Genomic DNA, 16203 nt, shown 5'->3' on the forward strand with positions numbered 1-16203 from the left:
TGACATAGACCGCGTTAAACCTATTAATATTACAGACTTAGAATCTAATTGGCGTTATCATTATTTACTTTTACTTAACCTCATTCAGCCATAAAAGCATGATAAAAAAAGCTCTCCCCACCATTGTTGGCCTGTTTGCCTTTTCTCATGGTGCCTATGCCGATGTTTCTTTGACTTTGAAAGGCATTGATGGCGCTTTAGAAGAGAATGTCAGTGTGTATCTATCATCTATTCCAGAGAAGGATTACTCCACTTCTCTGCGTTTTCAAGCGAGATTAGATCAAAGTATCACTGAAGCGCTTAACGCGCTTGGGTATTATCATGCAAAAATTTCATACTCTATTCCTGAAGCGAATGATGAGTTAATTGTGCTCATCAAGCCGGGCTTGCCAGTGAAAGTGAAAGTCATGGATGTGGTCATCACTGGAGAGGCCAAGGACGATGAAGAATTTGCAAAACTTATTGAGCGCTCTCCGCTCAAAGTTGGCCAAGTTTTGAATCAAGGCCAATACGACAGCCTTAAGTCAGGCATTCGTAACTTGGCGCTTCAGCGTGGTTACTTCAATGGTGAGTTTACGCTAAGCCGATTAGAGGTTATCCCTGATCTGAACGAAGCTAATGTCCGTTTGCACTACAGCAGTGGAATACGTTTCAATTTTGGCGACGTTTCTTTTATTGGCAACCACATCTGGGAAGACCGTGTCGCATCACTACAACCTTTTAAAGAAGGGGACCCATACAACGTTTCGAAGCTGGGCGAGTTTAACCAGAAGCTATCAAATACGGAGTGGTTTTCCTCAGTTTTTGTTGAGCCTGAATTGGATAGGCTTGATGATGGCCGAGACTTGCCAATTAAAGTGTCTTTATCTCCTGCTTCTAAGAATCAGATCGAGACGGGTATTGGTTACTCAACGGATGTCGGCGTTCGAGGAACGTTGAAGTGGAAGAAACCTTGGGTGAGCTCCCGAGGACACAGTTTCAACACTGCTTTATCCCTATCTAAGCCAGAGCAAACCGTGACTGCTTCTTACAAAATTCCTTTAGAAGATGTCGCTAACGATTATTATCAAGTTCAATATGGGCTTAAAAATCTAGACAACCGTGACACGCAGAGTATCGAGTCTAACCTTGCAGTGGAACGTCATTGGTTAGCAGACGGTGGTTGGCATAATACCGTTTATGTTCGTCATTTGTACGAGAGCTTTACGCAAGGTTTACAAGATGATGAATTCAACTTCGTACTTCCAGGTGCGACATTTTCTCGGACTAGGGTTCGAGGGGGCAATATGCCAATGTGGGGAGACAAGCAAAGCATCACTATTGAGTATGGTGATACCGCTATGCTTTCTGAAACTAGAGTGCTCCGCTTAATTGGCTCGACTTCTTGGATTCGTGGTATTGGAGAGAATCATCGTGGTTTGTTCCGCTTAGAAGGTGGTGCGAATATTACCGATGAACTTGAAAAACTATCACCGTCGCTGCGTTTCTTCGCTGGTGGTGACAATAATATTCGTGGTTACGGCTATGAATCTATTTCACCTGTGGATGAGAGTGGTGCTTTGACGGGTGGTAAATACATTGTTAGCAGTACATTAGAATACCAATATCGTGTTTATGGAAACTGGTGGGCTGCAACGTTTTACGATATTGGTGATGCGTTTAATGAAACACCAGATTGGAAATCAGGTGCTGGTGTTGGTATCCGCTGGGCGTCTCCGGTGGGCCCTGTTAGTTTTGATTTTGCATGGGGGTTGGATGCAAAACCAGAACGAGAGTTTCGTATCCACTTTTCATTGGGGCCTGAGCTATGATCAAAATGATGTTTAAGTGGACCAAATGGCTGTCGCTCAGTTTGATTGGTCTATTGCTGTTGCTCATCATTATTGTCGCGACAGTTTTATTTACCCACCCAGGCCTCAAATTTGCCTTGTGGGGAGCTGAAAAAGCACTACCACAATTGCAGATTGAAAAAGTGCAGGGTTCATTGTTTCCTCGCTTCGAACTGCATAACGTCAGTTTTGTCGATGAGTCTTTGAATATCGACGCCAACGTCGAGCGTTTAGCATTGGCAGTGAACTTCCGCTGTTTCTTTGACCCTAAGGTCTGTGTCGATGAGTTAAGACTGCAGGGGCTTGACTTTAAGATGCCAGAGCTACCGCCAGCAAGCGAGGAGCAAGAGGAAACACCACCACTGCGTTCTATCAGTACGCCAGTGCCAATTTTTGTTAATAAAGTCAGCTTTAATGATATCAATGTCAATGTGCTGGGCAATCAAATTGATTGGCAAACATTCTCGACCGCTTTGTCGATGCAAGGCGATCGTTTGGTGATCGCACCTACCGCGTTGAAAGACATTAATGTGGCTTTAGCACCAAGTGAAGCGGCCCCAGAAGCGGTTGTTGAAGAGCCGAAAGAAGCCGATGCTACGCCGCAAGATATTGTGTTACCCGAAGTATGGATTCCACTGACGGTGGAAGCGCGTCGTCTTGATATTCACAACTTCAAACTGGCGGGTGAAACGCCAGTGATCGTCAATCATCTTGGTTTGGTTGCAAGAGCAGGCGGTGAACGTGTTGATGTCAAAACGTTAGAGCTCGACATGCCAGAAGTGGAAGGCAAGTTGAGCACACAAGTGACGCTTTCTTCTGATTACCCTATCAAAGCGCAATTGGACGCGTTAGTGAAGCAAGCGGATGCGAAGGGACAAAAACTGTCGCTTTCGGTCTCGGGTTCGGTTGGTGATTTGTCACTAAATGCTACGCTTTCTGAGCTTGTACAAGCGGAGATCAAAGGTGATATTCAACTGCTTAAAACGCAGTTACCGTTTGATGTCGCGATTAAAAATGTACAGGCGCAATGGCCGCTATTTGGACAAAGCGATTACCAGGTTTCTGTACCAAGCTTGGCGGCAAAAGGCTCACTTGATGGCTACGAAGTCGCATTAGAAACCAAAGCTTCGGGCAAAGATATTCCCGCCGTTGATGTCGCACTAAACGGCAAAGGTACGTTAGAGCAAATTGACCTCGAAAGCCTTGTAGTGAAAACCCTGGGAGGCGAACTCTCTGGGAAAGTCATGGCCAATTGGGCCGCGCCAATCAACTGGCAAGCTGACTTGAACCTGAAAAATATTCAACCAGGTTTACAATGGAAAGAAGCTGAAGGGGATATCAGCGGTAACCTTTCGACTTCGGGATCGTTAACAGAACAAGGCGGTTGGCAAGTCAGTTTGCCTAAGTTAGACATCGACGGCATTTTGCGAGGGTATCCGCTGAATGTTGAAGGGCAACTTGAAGCGTCTGATAAGAACGGCAAAGGCGAAGACATCCAACTTACCACTCAGGGTCTAGCGCTTTCTCATGGCCCGAACCAACTCAGTGCAAAGGGTAAGATCGATAAGCAAATTCTGATGGATGTTGAGGTTAACTTCCCTGATTTTGCGAAAAGTGTTCCGGATCTTGCAGGTAAAATGCAAGGTAAAGTCGCACTACGTGGTAGCTTGAAAGAACCAGACATCAATCTTGATCTCGCTTTAAATCAGATAAACTGGCAGCAACAGGCGAACGTAGAAACGATCACTTTAAAGGGTGATGTGAAGCCTCTGCCAGCACCAAAAGCGAACATAAGCCTTATTGCGAACAACATTACCTATGACGACATAAAAGTTGATAGTGCTGACCTTGAAGTCTCTGGGGATGAAAAACTGCATCAACTTACGCTCGATGTAGTGTCTGACCTAGTGTCGACCAGTTTAGAAATTGAAGGGACATTCCAGCAGAAACCAGAAATGATTTGGGATGGGGCGCTGCGCCGCTTGACGCTGAGCTCGCAACAAGGCCCGTGGGCGTTGCAAAAATCGACCGCGGTGAAGGTCAATATCGACAAACAGATCGCGAACGTTCAAGCGCATTGTTGGTTGCAAGCGGAGTCGAGCGTATGTCTAACCGAAGACATTAGTGTCGGTAAGAGTGGCCAGGCGAAGTTAGCCATCAATGATTTTGATTTTGACCAAATCAAACAATTCCTGCCGCCAGAAACCAAGCTGCAAGGCTCGGTTAATGCACAGGCTTTTGCTAAATGGGCACCAGAGAAAAAGCCTGAAGTAACCTTAAGTGTCAATATGCCAAAAGGCCAAGTTGAACAAGCGCTTGAACAGCCAATTAAAGTCGGTTGGGAAAGCTTCAACTTTAAAGCAGCATTAGCGAAAGACAAGCTTGATGCCGAGTGGCTATTTGATGTGAAAGATAACGGTGACTTGTCTGGTAAGGTTTCTTTACTGAATGTCTCGACTGAAAAGCCCACTATTGATGGTAAGGTTTCACTCTCTACGTTCCACTTGGACTTCTTGGCACCGTTGATTGGTGAGTACAGCTTGTTTAAAGCAAACATGAATACTGACCTAGCGATATCAGGTGACGTTATGCATCCGAAGGTGAACGGTCAGTTCTTGATTGACCAAATGAAGCTACAGGGTGAAGTCACACCGATAGATATAAACTCAGGGCAGGTCGTCATCAACTTTAAAGGCCATCAAGCGGACTTGGATGCCGGAATTTTAACCCCGGATGGTGAGTTGAACGTTACCGGTGATGCCGACTGGCAGGACTTACAGAACTGGCGCACTAAAGCGCGTGTATTTGCTAAAGAGCTCAATGTTGATGTGCCTCCAATGGTAAAAATCAAAGTGGAGCCTGACATGACAATAGATGTGACTCCTCAGCTTGCGAAAATTGAGGGTGATATTAATTTGCCATGGGGCAGAATTGTCGTCGAAGAGCTTCCACCAAGTGCGGTAGGCGTATCGAGTGATACCGTTATTCTTGATAAAAACTCGCAGCCAGTGGAGGATGTGGCTGCGATGCCGTTTGATGTGGAAACGAACATCAACATTAAAATTGGTGATGACTTCCAACTTGCCGCTTTTGGTTTAAAAGGTGGGTTGAAAGGGAACCTAAACGTGACACAAAAAGACAAAGGTCCTTTCATCGTTGGTGAAGTGAATGTTGTCGATGGTTCTTATCGTTCGTTTGGTCAGGACTTATTGATTAAAGAAGGTAAGATTCTGATGAATGGTCCACCAGATCAACCTTACTTGTCTATCAAAGCGATTCGTAATCCAGACAATACCCAAGATGATGTCATTGCGGGGGTACAAGTGTCGGGCCCAGCATCTGATCCGAGTATAGAAATTTTCTCAGAGCCCGCGATGAACCAAGCCAATGCACTTTCTTATCTACTTCGTGGTCAAGATATTGATGGTGAAGCCGGTGGTAATGCAATGACGACTACCTTAATTGGTTTAAGCTTGGCGAAGAGTGGTCGTGTGGTTGGTGAAATCGGTGAAGCCTTTGGCGTACAGGATTTACAGCTGGACACTGCTGGGTCGGGCGATGATTCGCAAGTGACGGTGAGTGGTTATATTCTGCCAGGTTTGCAGGTGAAATATGGTGTCGGCATATTTAACTCCCTAGGTGAGTTCACTGTGCGTTACCGATTGATGCAAGACTTGTATTTAGAAGCGGTATCTGGTGTAGATAGCGCCGTTGACCTACTCTATCAGTTTGAGTTCGATTAAAGTGCTTTAACCTAAGCATACACAGTCATGACTAAGGAGTGGTTATGCAGCATTTGATTTTTGTCTACGGCACGTTACGTAAGGGAGAGTACAACCATCAGTATTTGCGCTCGGCGCAGTTTCTTGGTTTACATGAAACGGATGCTCAATTTGCAATGTATGACTTAGGCCCTTATCCAGCGTTGTCTGTTGGGCAACGCTCGATTCAAGGTGAAGTGTATCTGATTGATGATGAAACCTTATCCGAGCTAGATAAGTTGGAAGATGTGCCAGTGGAATATCGCCGAGAGAGCATCGTTACGCCTTTTGGCCAAGCTTGGATCTACTTATATCAAGATACTGAGCAGTTAACCGAAGAAATCGCTTCCGGCGATTGGTGTCAAAAGGTGTGAGCTATACTGACATTATCAATAGCAACGAGCTAAACACTAAGGAGTCACGATGAAAACATTCGTAATTGGAGTAATGGCGTTGCTTCTTGCTGCATGCGCACAAACAACACTACCGATTTCGAATAATGTGACCGATTGGCAAGTGTTTGGTAAGCAGTCAGCTTTAGATGGATTACGGGAGTTATCTGAGGAGCGAATTGCGAAGCTGGATGATGTTAACCATGCGACGCCAGAACTGATAATGGCTTATCAAGCGGGTTACCAGCAAGGCAAACAAGAGTATTGTGAGCAAAGTGCTTATATGCTCGGTGTTATCGGGCGTCCGTATTTTGGCATTTGTGATGATGTTGACCCCTTCTTTCAACATGACTACGACGCTGGACGAATGTCTTCAGCAGGCGCACCTATCTAGTTGACACAGGTAAGATGAAAGCAAAAGAGCTGCCCTAGAGCAGCTCTTTTTAATTTTGTATCAGCAGTGATGTTTATTTTTTCTGAGCGCGCTCGTAAGATTCTAGGATCTCAGCTTTAGCGGCAGCAACATCTGCCCAACCATCCACTTTCACCCATTTGCCTGCTTCAAGCTCTTTGTAACGCTCAAAGAATTGCGTGATCTGCGCTTTCAGTAGTTCTGGGATATCGTCCACATCTTGGATGTGCTCGTACTCTTTCGAGATTTTTGAGTGGGGAACCGCAAACACTTTTGCATCTTCACCCGATTCATCTGTCATCTTCAAAACGCCAACAGGACGGCAGCGAATGACTGAACCTGGCATGAGTGGGTATGGTGTTGGTACCAATACGTCGACTGGGTCGCCATCAAGAGACAGGGTATTGTTCACATAGCCATAGTTGCATGGGTAGAACATTGGTGCAGACATGAAACGGTCGACAAATACAGCACCAGAGTCTTTATCTACTTCGTACTTGATTGGATCTGCATTTGCAGGAATTTCGATAACGACATAGATATCTTCAGGCAGCGACTTGCCTGCTGGTACATGGTTTAAGCTCATTAGAATATTCCTTTTCATTAACGATGAGTCACACAAAAGCGGCTTCATCTGATGATAAATTCGCGTTTCACTTTAGCGACAAAAACGCGGCAGGTAAACACCTGCCGCGTTGGACAAAGGTCTGAAATTATTCTTCGTCGCGGTGCAGTTCAAGGAACTCTTCAACTTTGCGAACCATGTTCTTCGAACCCACAAAGAAAGGTACACGCTGGTGCAACTCAGTAGGCTTGATGTCCATAATGCGATTCACGCCGTCCGATGCAATGCCGCCAGCTTGCTCAATGAGGAATGCCATAGGGTTACATTCGTAAAGCAGGCGTAGCTTGCCTTGTGGGTGGCTTTGTGTGCTTGGGTAAAGGTAGATACCACCTTTCAGTAGGTTGCGGTGGAAATCAGCAACCAGCGAGCCAATGTAGCGAGAAGTGTATGGGCGACCGTCTTCTGGCACGTTTTCTTGGCAGTACTTGATGTACTTCTTCACCCCTTGAGGGAAACGAATGTAATTACCTTCGTTGATGGAGTAGATCTTACCATCATCAGGAATCATCATGTTTTCATGAGAAAGACAGAAGCTGCCGATAGATGGGTCGTAAGTAAAGCCGTTTACGCCGTTACCAGTTGTGTATACCAACATGGTGGAGGAGCCGTAAATTACGTAGCCCGCAGCCACTTGTTTGTGACCAGGTTGTAGGAAGTCTTCTTCAGTTGGTGGAGTACCGATTGGAGAAACACGACGGTAAATCGAGAAGATAGTACCAACAGAGACGTTCACATCGATGTTAGAAGAACCATCAAGTGGGTCCATCAGTACTACATATTTGGCGTTTTGGTTGAGTTCTTTATTGAACGCAACTGCTTCGTCTTCTTCTTCACTGGCAACGCCACACACTTGATCACGAGCTTCAAGCGCGGCTTTGAACTTATCGTTCGCGTAAACATCGAGCTTTTGCTGATCTTCACCTTGGACATTTTCCGTGCCTACAGCACCAGTGATATCACCGAGACCCGCTGCATTGATTTCGCGGTTAACGATTTTTGCAGCTAAACGAATGGAGGCTAAAAGGGATGATAGATCACCGCTAGCGTGGGGGAAATCCGCTTGTTTTTCGACAATGAACTCGCCTAGGGTGCGCAGTCCTGACATGGTTAATCCTTACATTTTCATTTCATTGGGGGTAGTGCGCAAGTGAGCATCTCTTTATGGATGTTAAACGATTGCGCTGGATGTAAGTTTAAGTCGCAGATCTTTTTAATGGTAATGAAGTAACTGTTTGAGATCTCAATTTATTTGTAGACTTGTTTGAGGGATTCATCAGTAAGCAAGAGGTTGTACAGTCTGTGTTCAACCTTGTCATATTTGTGAAAGGGACTGCAAGAAGAAGGCTAAAGTCACTCGCTTTTCAGGCGGTAATCGCGATAATGAAAGCATTAAAAAACGCATTACAAGGTTTAGTTTATGCACATTCATATCTTGGGTATCTGTGGCACATTTATGGGCGGCGCAGCGATTCTAGCGCGCCAATTAGGACATAAAGTCACTGGTTCTGATGCCAACGTTTATCCGCCAATGAGCACACTGCTTGAGTCTCAAGGTATTGAAATTATTGAAGGCTTTGACCCGTCTCAACTCGACCCTCAACCAGATCTTGTGGTGATTGGTAATGCGATGAGCCGTGGCAACCCTTGTGTCGAGCATGTGCTCAACACTAACATGCGTTACACCTCTGGCCCGCAGTGGCTCAACGAGTTTTTGCTGCATGATCGTTGGGTATTGGCGGTATCGGGTACACATGGGAAAACGACCACGTCGAGCATGCTTGCCTGGATACTTGAAGATTGTGGTTATCAACCAGGTTTCTTAGTCGGTGGGGTACTCGGTAACTTCGGAGTGTCTGCTCGTTTGGGTGAAAGCATGTTTTTTGTCGTTGAAGCCGACGAATATGACAGTGCTTTTTTCGATAAGCGTTCTAAGTTTGTGCATTACCATCCTCGCACTTTAATCATGAATAACCTTGAGTTCGATCATGCTGATATCTTCGATGATCTAGAAGCGATCAAGCGCCAATTCCATCATTTAGTGCGAACTGTACCGGGCAATGGATTGATCTTAGCGCCGAGGAAAGATCAAGCGTTAGCGGATGTATTAGAGCGTGGCTGCTGGACTGAAAAACAGTTCTCTGGTGAGAATGGTGACTGGCAAGCGCACAAATTAGTGCTTGATGGCTCAAAATTTGACGTTGCGTTGCAAGGCGAGAAGGTTGGTACCGTCGAATGGAATTTGGTGGGTGACCACAATGTGGATAATGCGCTGATGGCAATCGCTGCTGCACGACATGTTGGAGTCACTCCGGATCTTGCTTGCCAGGCATTAGGGCGTTTCATCAATACCAAGCGCCGTTTAGAGCTGAAAGGTGAAGAACAAGGTGTGACGGTTTACGATGATTTTGCGCATCACCCAACGGCAATTGAACTTACTGTCGGTGGTTTGCGTAACAAGGTAGGTGAAAAACGCATCCTTGCTGTGTTAGAGCCGCGGTCTGCCACCATGAAGCGTGGTGTACACAAAAACACACTTGCAGAGTCACTACACAGTGCAGATGAAGTCTTCTTGTTCCAGCCAGATAATATCGAGTGGTCTGTGCAAGACATTGCCGACCAATGCAAACAGCCAGCGTTTGTCGATGCGGATATAGATAACTTTGTAGCCAAGATCGTCGAACGTGCGCGACCAGGTGACCAAATTCTAGTCATGAGCAACGGTGGCTTTGGTGGTATTCACGGAAAACTTCTTGAGCAGTTAAAACAAAAAGCCTGATTGATATGCAAAACAAAACACAACCCTCTCACAAAAAAGCCATCACGTTGGCATTAACGGGGGCTTCTGGTGCTCCCTACGGCCTTCGTCTTTTAGAATGCTTGGTTGCGGCGGATTATCATGTCTACGTTCTGATTTCTTCGGCGGCTCGTGTCGTGATGGCAACCGAACACAACCTTAAGCTGCCAAGTGGGCCAGAAGCCGCAAAGCAAGCGTTGGTAGAGCACCTGAACTGCAATCCCGATAACATCACCGTTTGCGGTAAAGATGACTGGTTCTCACCGGTTGCGTCTGGTTCTGCTGCACCTAAGCAAATGGTGGTTTGCCCATGCTCAGCAGGAAGCGTTGCGGCCATAGCACACGGTATGTCGGACAACTTGATCGAACGGGCCGCTGATGTAGTAATGAAAGAGCGCGGGCAGCTGTTGCTCGTGGTTCGCGAAACACCATTTTCAACGCTACATCTGGAGAACATGCACAAACTGTCGCAAATGGGCGTCACCATCATGCCAGCAGCTCCGGGCTTCTACCATCAGCCAAAGAGCATTGAAGACTTAGTGGATTTTATGGTGGCAAGAATTCTTGACCACTTAGGTATTGAGCAAGGTTTGGTGCCTCGTTGGGGTTATGACCAGCGCTCGTGAGCTGATTGTGTAACCACTCAAATACCTTTACAATCCATCCAACTCATCGGGGAGCAAACCCATTTAGCATTGAGTCAATCAATGCATTGGGGCGCTGAGACCTAAGTGTTTAACTAGGGACCCGTATTACCTGAACCAGATAATGCTGGCGTAGGAATTGAGTCTGGATATTGGAAATCCTTAATAGCCGCCTCAAACCCTGTGCCGCTCAACTTATTTCTCTGAAATACTCATGGAGAGCGAGCAGTGAAAACCACTCTAAATCTGATTGCCCTAGCTGCAATCACTTCTACTTCAGCGTTTGCCGCTGAAAACACATTAACCATCTATACCTACGACTCTTTTGCCGCAGATTGGGGGCCGGGTCCTAAAATCGAGCAAGCTTTTGAAGCAAAATGTGGCTGTGACGTTAACTTCGTGGCATTAGACGATGGTGTGTCGATCCTGAATCGTCTTCGTCTTGAAGGCGGTAATAGCAAAGCCGACATCGTGTTAGGTTTGGATAACAATCTGATGGCAGAAGCGAAGAAAACCGGTCTGCTTGCCGAGCACAATGTGGATACGGCTAACACAGTGTTACCAAACGGTTGGAGTGACACGACGTTTGTACCGTACGATTACGGCTACTTCGCGTTTGTGTACAACAAAGAGAAACTGGCTAATCCGCCGAAAAGCATGAAAGAGCTGGTGGAAACGCGCGACGATCTGAAAGTGATTTACCAAGATCCGCGGACTTCAACGCCGGGCCAAGGCTTAATGCTATGGATGAAATCTATTTATGGCGACGATGTGACGCAAGCGTGGCAGAAGCTAGCGAGCAAAACCGTAACGGTCACGAAAGGTTGGTCTGAGGCGTATTCTATGTTCCTCAATGGTGAGTCCGATTTAGTGCTTTCTTACACCACTTCACCTGCGTACCACTTAATTGCGGAAAACGATTCGAAGTTTGCTACGGCGAATTTTGCTGAAGGCCACTACATGCAAGTTGAAGTAGCCGCCAAAGTGAAAGGGGCAAAAAATTCAGAACTTGCTGATCAATTTATGAGTTTCATTTTAAGTGATGAGTTCCAATCGGCGATGCCAACGGGTAACTGGATGTACCCAGTCACTGACGTTGAGTTACCTAAAGGTTTTGAAACTTTGAGTGTTCCAAGCAAGTCGTTGAGCTTTAGTGCTGATGAAGTGGCAAAAATGCGTAAGTCTTGGATTCGCGAATGGCAAAGCGCATTGACGTTTTAGCTGACGTTTCCATCCTCATCTGAATGAGATAGGTTTTACCTTTGAATTCTGTTCCAAAAATAGGTTTAGGGGTCGCGATGATCATCGCGACCTTTGTTATTTCTGCCCTAGGTGCTTTGATTGTTCAAGCCCCTTCACTTGATGTGTCTGTGGTATGGGGCGACCCGTACTATCAACATGTCACCAAGTTCAGTTTCTACCAAGCGTTTCTTTCCACATTGCTCAGTGTTGGCTTTGCCATTCCAGTAGCGCACGCACTTTCGCGTCGCCAATTTATTGGTAAATCATTACTGCTTAAGCTGTTTGCATCGACACTGGTTTTGCCGGTTTTGGTTGGTGTTTTTGGGCTGTTAGCGATTTATGGCAACAGTGGTTTGTTGGCGCAGTGGTTGCAAAGTTTCGACACTAAACTGCCATTCTCTATTTACGGTTTGAACGGCATTTTACTCGCCCATGTGTTCTTTAATTTACCTTACGCGGCACGATTGCTTCTGCAAGCCTTGGAGTCTATTCCTGCCGAGCAGCATAAGCTTTGCGCGCATCTTGGGATGAGCCATTGGGATAAGTTTCGTTGGGTAGAATGGCCGCGTTTAAGGCAGCAGCTTCCCCACGTTTGTGGGTTGGTGTTTATGTTGTGCTTTACCAGTTTTGCCACTGTAATGGCGTTGGGGGGCGGGCCAAAATCCACCACCATTGAATTGGCCATTTACCAAGCGATTAAGTTTGATTTTGATTTACAAGCTGGGGCGTTATTGGCGCTGTGGCAGATGCTGTTATGTGGACTGCTTGCTATTGGAGTGCAGAAGTTAACAAGGCCTGTTTCTATCAGTGCTGGAAGCACATCGGTACAGCAATATTTAACGAAGGATCATGGGTGGTCAAAAGCTTGGGATAGCTTTTGGATCATAGGTGCCTTTTTACTGGTAATACCGCCGTTATTGATGGTGTTACTGAGTGGCATCAACCAACAAGTTTGGACAGTATTAACCGATGAGCGTTTTTGGTCTGCGCTATTGAACTCCCTCAAAGTCGCCTGTGTCGCTAGCGCGCTTGCGGTCGCTGCAGGGGTGTCCATACTATTGACCAGTCGCCGTTGGCGGTTGCAGTACAAAAACACGCGAGCCGATCAGATTGAGTTAATCGGCACCGTTATTTTGGTGACTCCAGGTCTGGTGATTAGCACCGGTTTATTCTTACTACTGCGCGCATTTACCGATGTTTTTAGCTTGGCATTTTTTGTCGTGATTTTGGTGAACGGTTTGATGGCTTTGCCTTACGTGATCAAAACGCTAGCGCAGCCAATGCTGCACATTGAACAACAGTATCAGTATGTATGTGCCAGCTTAGGCATGCGTGGCTGGCAACGGTTTAAAGTGGTGGAGTGGCAGGCGCTACGCAAGCCGTTTGCACATGCGTTTGCGATCAGCTTTATGTTTGCAATAGGGGATTTAAGTGCCATAGCACTGTTTGGTGGACAAGAGTTTCGTACCTTACCTCTGTATTTGTTCCAGTTGCTTGGCAGTTATCAGATGGACGCAGCTGCGGTGGTATCGGTGACCCTATTGTTGTTGAGTGTGGGCTGTTTTGCCTTGATTGAGAAAGTATTGAAAACGAAGGAGAGAGCGTAATGTTAGTGTTGGATGATGTGCAGTACACCTACCAACGTGAACTGTTTCGTTTTGACTTAACGATTGAGCAAGGACAGATTGTGTCGCTGATGGGACCAAGTGGGGCAGGGAAGTCAACCTTGCTGGCGTTGGTGGCAGGATTCATCCATCCTGACCGTGGTGATATTTGTGTTGATGGTGAGTCCATTGTGCGTAAAGAGCCTTATCTGCGTCCGTTCTCTATGTTGTTCCAAGAGCACAATTTGTTTGCTCACTTATCGGTGCGTGACAACATCGGTTTGGGCTTACACCCAGGGCTAAAGCTTACGGTGGACCAAAATCGTCAGATTGAACAAGCCGCGCAGCAAGTTGGTGTTGCAGAGTACCTCGACCGTTTGCCAGAGCATCTTTCTGGTGGCCAGCGTCAACGTGTTGCCTTAGCGCGTTGTTTTGTTCAGCCTCATCCCATGTGGCTATTGGATGAGCCGTTCTCGGCGCTTGATCCGCTGTTGCGTGAAGAGATGCTGAGCTTGGTAAAAAAACTCGCAGCAGAGCGGGGAATAACTGTATTGATGGTCACGCACCATTTAAGCGATGCCAAAGCGATTGCCAGCCACTTTGTGTTTGTGGCAGATGGTAAAGTGGAAGCCGCGGGTGATATGTCTGCATTGAGTGAACAGCATGCTAGTGAGAAGCTTGCGGCATTTATCCGAGCCGCATGCTAGTGCCTGATAGTTGCTAGGTTATGCTTCTCCGCAACACAAACCATGCCGAGGGCCAAATTCAAATTGAGATCTTAAGCTCATGATATGGTCAATCATTGCTTGTACACGCCGTGGGCGGTTTGCTCCAGGACGATACACTAAATAAATAGGCATTGGTACCGTGTGCCATTGCGGTAACACTCTGACTAAGGTGCCACTTTCTAGCTCTTGCGTCATGTTCTGCACAGGTAAGTTCGCGATGCCTAGTCCTTTAAGTGCGCCTTTCAATATTGCTTCTACAGTTGTACTTGAGAAGTTACTGGTTATTGAAACATTGACGGTATTATCGTGTGAGATCAGCGTCCAAGGTCCTATTTCTGAAACATATTGATACCTCAAACAGTTATGTTTTGTCAGGTCTTCTGGCGTTTCAGGTACGCCGAACTCAGCTAAATACTCAGGGCTAGCAGCCAGGACTCGAGTGGTATAGCCTAATTTTTTCGCGATTAATCGATCATCAACTATCTGACCGACTCTAATTGCCATATCAAAGCCGTGTGAAAACAGATCAACAAAATCGTTCGATGCTTCTAACGCAATTTGTACTTTTGGCCATTGTTTTAAAAATGGCAAAAAGATGTGTTCCGCCATATACGCATCCAACGCTGGTGGCGCGGAAATACGCAGCCGGCCTTGGATCTGTTGTTCCATCTCCTGTACGTCATGGCCAATTGAGTGGAATTCCTCAACTAAGCTTGCAGCACGCTCTAAAACCATTTGGCCAGCTTCGGTGATCACTAACTTTCGGGTTGTGCGCTCTAGGAGTTTGGCTTCAAAGTGTTGTTCGAGTTTGGTTATGGCTTTGCTAACAGTAGATTTTGGTAGGTTTAACTCCAGCGCGCACTTGGTTAAGCTCAGTAGTCGACAGCTTGTGACAAAGATAGAAAGCGTTCTAAAGTCAATTGTTTCTAAATTGCGAACAATCACTTTCAATTATCCATATTGTTTCAATATTAATCTGATTATAGTCTGGCACCTCATCCTTAGCCATCAAGTTATTGTCATTTGAGGTAAACAACATGTCCAACTCTGTAGACTTATTTTCTCCTATCGAACTCGGTCAATTAGCATTAGATAACCGTGCCATTATGGCGCCTTTAACGCGAGCTCGTGCTGGTGCGGACCATATTCCTAATGACCTTATGGTTGAATACTACGCTCAACGTGCGAGTGCCGGACTTATCATTGCTGAATGCACCATGGTGATGGAAGGTACGTCTGCTTTCATGGCAGAGCCGGGCATTTACAACGAAGAGCAAATCGCAGCTTGGAAAAAGGTAACGGATGCGGTTCATGAGAGAGGCGGTAAGATTGTACTGCAAATTTGGCATGCGGGACGAGCTTGTCATCCTGATCTGAATGAAGGAAAAACACCTGTAGCGGCGAGCGCATTGGCCATTCGTGATGAATTAGTCCATACCCCTTCGGGTAAGCAAGCATATACGGTACCACGAGCACTCGAAGTGGATGAGATAGCTTCCATTGTTGCGGCGTTTAAACAAGGTGCAGAAAACGCCAAGAAAGCCGGCTTTGATGGGGTCGAGATACATGGCGCCAATGGTTATCTTATTGATAACTTCCTTCGTGACGGCTCAAATTTACGTACCGATGAATACGGTGGCTCGGTTGAAAATCGTGCTCGATTTTTACTTGAGATAGTGAAAGAAGTCGTTGAGGTGTGGGGACCCGGAAGAGTCGGTCTGCGTACATCTCCGCTAAATGGATTTAATGACATGAAAGACAGTGATCCAGTTGGTTTGGTGCGTTACTTAGCAGAGCAACTTAATTCTTTCGATCTTGCTTATTGGCACGTGATGCGTGCGGATCTGAAAGGCGTACAAAAAGCAGATGTTCTCAAGCCAGCACGCGAAAACTATCAAGGTCACTTAATGGCGAACGTGGGCTACAGTGCACAAGAAGCGGCAACAGCAATTGCAGAAAACAAAGTTGATGTGGTCGCATTTGGCGTTCCCTTTATCGCAAACCCAGATTTAGTTGAGCGATTTAAGAAAAATGCACCTCTTAATGAGGCGAAACCAGAACACTTTTATTTGGGCGGAGCAGAAGGTTATACCGATTACCCAGTGATGGCATAACCCTTACTTGTTTCATATAAAAAGGACGCTAATGTTAGCGTCCTTTTTCGTTTCTGTA

At 46.2% G+C, this 16203-nt stretch carries 13 protein-coding genes and 1 riboswitch; of the genes, 10 read left to right on the forward strand and 3 right to left on the reverse strand.

Translation table 11 applies throughout. The features are described from left to right. Nucleotides 1–98: 98 nt before the first annotated feature. The 4 genes from R7Q41_RS10105 to R7Q41_RS10120 are packed head-to-tail and all read left to right on the forward strand — an operon-like array spanning nt 99 to nt 6376. Nucleotides 99–1811 carry an autotransporter assembly complex protein TamA gene (locus R7Q41_RS10105; RefSeq protein WP_149191998.1) on the forward strand — a complete coding sequence of 571 codons (1713 nt, stop codon included), beginning with the start codon at nt 99–101 and terminating at the stop codon, nt 1809–1811. Then, nucleotides 1808–5572: a translocation/assembly module TamB domain-containing protein gene (locus R7Q41_RS10110; RefSeq protein WP_318144483.1), complete on the forward strand. Its 3765-nt coding sequence runs from the start codon at nt 1808–1810 to the stop codon at nt 5570–5572. Before R7Q41_RS10105 ends, R7Q41_RS10110 begins: the two co-directional genes overlap by 4 nt. Nucleotides 5573–5616: 44 nt before the next feature. Then, entirely contained in the window at nt 5617–5964 is a 348-nt protein-coding gene (locus R7Q41_RS10115; protein ID WP_064368958.1) for a gamma-glutamylcyclotransferase, read from the forward strand. Between the two features lie 49 nt (nt 5965–6013). Then, complete coding sequence (locus R7Q41_RS10120) at nt 6014–6376, forward strand: DUF2799 domain-containing protein (RefSeq protein ID WP_318144484.1); 363 nt, start codon at nt 6014–6016, stop codon at nt 6374–6376. Between the two features lie 73 nt (nt 6377–6449). On the opposite strand, the gene ppa is transcribed toward R7Q41_RS10120, so the two are convergent. Continuing rightward, complete coding sequence (gene ppa / locus R7Q41_RS10125) at nt 6450–6980, reverse strand: inorganic diphosphatase (RefSeq protein ID WP_005379635.1); 531 nt, start codon at nt 6978–6980, stop codon at nt 6450–6452. A gap of 127 nt (nt 6981–7107) precedes the next feature. After that, complete coding sequence (gene fbp, locus R7Q41_RS10130) at nt 7108–8124, reverse strand: class 1 fructose-bisphosphatase (RefSeq protein WP_005383114.1); 1017 nt, start codon at nt 8122–8124, stop codon at nt 7108–7110. 312 nt (nt 8125–8436) lie between these two features. On the opposite strand from fbp, the gene mpl reads away from it, so the two are divergent. The 5 genes from mpl to thiQ all read left to right on the forward strand — a co-directional run bounded on the left by mpl (nt 8437) and on the right by thiQ (nt 14010). Further along, entirely contained in the window at nt 8437–9795 is a 1359-nt protein-coding gene (gene mpl, locus R7Q41_RS10135) for a UDP-N-acetylmuramate:L-alanyl-gamma-D-glutamyl-meso-diaminopimelate ligase (RefSeq protein ID WP_017820280.1), read from the forward strand. A gap of 5 nt (nt 9796–9800) precedes the next feature. Next, nucleotides 9801–10439 carry a flavin prenyltransferase UbiX gene (locus tag R7Q41_RS10140; protein ID WP_206946787.1) on the forward strand — a complete coding sequence of 213 codons (639 nt, stop codon included), beginning with the start codon at nt 9801–9803 and terminating at the stop codon, nt 10437–10439. Nucleotides 10440–10476: 37 nt separating this feature from the next. After that, nucleotides 10477–10613: riboswitch (TPP riboswitch) on the forward strand. Between the two features lie 72 nt (nt 10614–10685). Continuing rightward, nucleotides 10686–11678 carry a thiamine ABC transporter substrate binding subunit gene (gene thiB, locus R7Q41_RS10145; RefSeq protein WP_213869771.1) on the forward strand — a complete coding sequence of 331 codons (993 nt, stop codon included), beginning with the start codon at nt 10686–10688 and terminating at the stop codon, nt 11676–11678. A gap of 41 nt (nt 11679–11719) precedes the next feature. Further along, nucleotides 11720–13306 (forward strand): thiamine/thiamine pyrophosphate ABC transporter permease ThiP, encoded by a 1587-nt coding sequence (thiP, locus tag R7Q41_RS10150; protein WP_017820277.1) that lies wholly within the window; start codon nt 11720–11722, stop codon nt 13304–13306. Beyond that, entirely contained in the window at nt 13306–14010 is a 705-nt protein-coding gene (gene thiQ, locus R7Q41_RS10155; protein WP_318144485.1) for a thiamine ABC transporter ATP-binding protein, read from the forward strand. Before thiP ends, thiQ begins: the two co-directional genes overlap by 1 nt. 18 nt (nt 14011–14028) lie before the next feature. Here the strand turns inward: thiQ and R7Q41_RS10160 are convergent, their stop codons facing one another. Beyond that, on the reverse strand, nt 14029–14976 hold the full coding sequence (locus R7Q41_RS10160; RefSeq protein WP_005379650.1) for a LysR family transcriptional regulator: 948 nt from the start codon (nt 14974–14976) through the stop codon (nt 14029–14031). Between the two features lie 92 nt (nt 14977–15068). Between R7Q41_RS10160 and R7Q41_RS10165 the strand changes: the two genes are divergently transcribed. After that, nucleotides 15069–16145, forward strand: coding sequence for an alkene reductase (locus R7Q41_RS10165; RefSeq protein ID WP_025768366.1), 1077 nt, complete (start codon nt 15069–15071; stop codon nt 16143–16145). Nucleotides 16146–16203: the final 58 nt, after the last annotated feature.

This window comes from Vibrio sp. 2096, from assembly GCF_033339595.1.
Taxonomy (GTDB): domain Bacteria; phylum Pseudomonadota; class Gammaproteobacteria; order Enterobacterales; family Vibrionaceae; genus Vibrio; species Vibrio alginolyticus.